Below are 2,328 nucleotides of genomic sequence, written 5' to 3'. Positions count from 1 at the left end.
GCGCGGCCGGCCCGCCACCCGCCAGACCCGCCGAATACTCAGCACGCCCGGATAACAGCCTTCTCGAACACTCACTAAGAATCACGGCCCCTACTGGCCTATGCTGTTAGCTGTGCGCCCAAACATTGCCTCTCGGCTAGAACCGTCCACTCCAACTCTGCAAGATCTAATCTCCCAGATCGATGAAGGCGAGGTGAAAGTTCCGGCATTCCAACGTCGTTTCGTCTGGAAGGACACGCAAGCACTTGAGCTCCTAGACAGCCTCGCAAGCAACTACCCAGTCGGAAGCTTGTTGTTATGGCGAACAGGTGACAAGCTCGTCACCGATCGTAACATTGGTGATTTTACTCTTCCAGAGACGGATGACCACAGCCCAACTGATTACGTGTTGGACGGGCAGCAACGCCTAACTGTGATCTACTCATGCCTCGGCGCTGCGGAAGAGAGTTCAGGATTCGCTGCTGGCTATGACCTTCTTGAGGATGCCGGCTTCGTGCCTCTGCCCGAGAATCCACCAGTTCATGTTTTCCCCTTGCGGATACTTTTCCGCACAAGCAGGTTGCTGGACTTCAGGACAGCACTACAGGCGCATCCTAAAGGCCATGACCTACAAAAAGACCTCGATAATCTGGTACGCGTTTTGACGGGATATCGGCTTCCGGTAGTTACACTTAAAAATCTTACACTTGATGAGGTTTGTCCAATCTTCGAGAGGATTAATAGCTCTGGGACGCGCCTGTCTATTTATGACCTCATGGTCGCGGCAACGTGGTCACGTAACTTCGATCTCAACGAACGAGCGAAACAACTAGCTACTGCTCTGGAAGGAAAGGATTTCGACGAGGTTCAAGGGACTACCTTGTTGAAAGTTCTCTCGGCTCTCGACTCGAATTCGACAGATAGAGAGTCGATCATAGCTCTACGCGGAAAGCCTGCTACGCATCTAGATACGCTCGTAGAACGCGCGAAAGGAGCACTGGAAAGAGCGGTCGATTTCTTCGTAACAGAATTCCGTGTGCATAGCCTTGACTTTCTGCCCTATGAAGCTCATCTAGTCATTCTGGCGGCGATTTTTGGCGAGCGAAAGGCTTTGAGTGACCTTGAAGTGCGGCGTGTCCGGCAGTGGTTTTGGCGTTCAGCTTTTACTGAGCACTATCGCGGTGCATCTGAATCTTTCGTCAACAAGAGCTTGGCCGCTACCCGAAGCTTCGTTCTTGACAACGCCATTGCGGCCGATGAATTCGGCGGCATGCCCACTATTCGCACCTTGCTACGGTTGGGATTCAGGAAGAATGGCGCCGGTGCGCGCGCTTTCGCACTGGCCATGGCTAAGCGGGGACCTAGGAATATAACGAACGGCTCTTCTATCGATGCCTACTCTGCTCTAAGCGTCTACAACAAGCACCAGTTCCACCACATTTTCCCCCAAGCTTTCCTCAAGCGGACCGATGCCGACGCGGACCCGAACCGGCTGATGAACATCTGTCTGCTGGCTGCTAGTGAAAACAACGCTATCAGCGATGCTGAGCCCAACGTCTACCTTCCAGAATTGGTGAATAGGCACGGGGTGCAAGCTGAAGCCATCTTCGGATCGAATCTGCTTCCGGGTCCAACTGGATTCGACTACGGGTCGTGCAGCTACGACGACTTCTTGGAAGCGCGCGCGAATGCGGCTGCGGTTTGGATTGGCGAACTTTGTGGTGGAGACCATTGATGAGATTGGCAAGTGCTAGTAGCTGCGAACCAGCTTAACGCAGGGTGATGGCACAAACGTATGACTGTAGACAGATGTCCGAGGCTGGGGGTGGGGACCAGTTGGGGACCACACGCTACGCGTGGCGGGACATGTCCTGCACACTTGACCGTCGATTGAACGCGGCACATCGCGTCTGACGTGCGTGAACGCCGACTCCAACGGGCTGGGGGTCAAGGGGTCGCAGGTTCAAATCCTGTCAGCCCGACTTTGTGAAAGGCCAGCTCAGCTGGTCCTTCATTTGTCGACCTTGATGCTTCTCCTTGCGCGCGACACGCTGTTTTGCACGTACGCGCGTACGGTCTTCTCGGAATTGGCAGGGATCTTCGCCTCTGTGCTGCGGCTTGGCAGCGCCAGGATTCTTTTCTGAATCGATCTCACTTTCAGACAGGGGTGTTGAGCAGGAGTTTCATGGCTGCGCTGGTCGGATCTTCTTTCGCGTCACTGCTAGTGGATGGCGAAGCGGCGCTGCGTCCGGCATGGACGATCACGACACATCGGTGACACGAACGCTCGTACGGTGATCTTGTCTGGCTACTCGACTCTGCTGCCGCCGATGACTCCATGATTGAGCC

At 54.7% G+C, this 2,328-nt stretch carries 1 protein-coding gene; it reads left to right on the top strand.

Annotated features, from left to right (window positions below; genetic code table 11):
• Positions 1-112 precede the first annotated feature (112 nt).
• Positions 113-1,714, top strand: a complete 1,602-nt coding sequence (locus Acy02nite_RS47710) for a GmrSD restriction endonuclease domain-containing protein (RefSeq protein ID WP_203756711.1) — start codon at positions 113-115, stop codon at positions 1,712-1,714.
• Positions 1,715-2,328: the final 614 nt, after the last annotated feature.

The sequence above is a fragment of the Actinoplanes cyaneus genome, assembly GCF_016862095.1.
Lineage (GTDB): Bacteria > Actinomycetota > Actinomycetes > Mycobacteriales > Micromonosporaceae > Actinoplanes > Actinoplanes cyaneus.
This window is presented reverse-complemented; position numbering and strand designations above follow the sequence as displayed.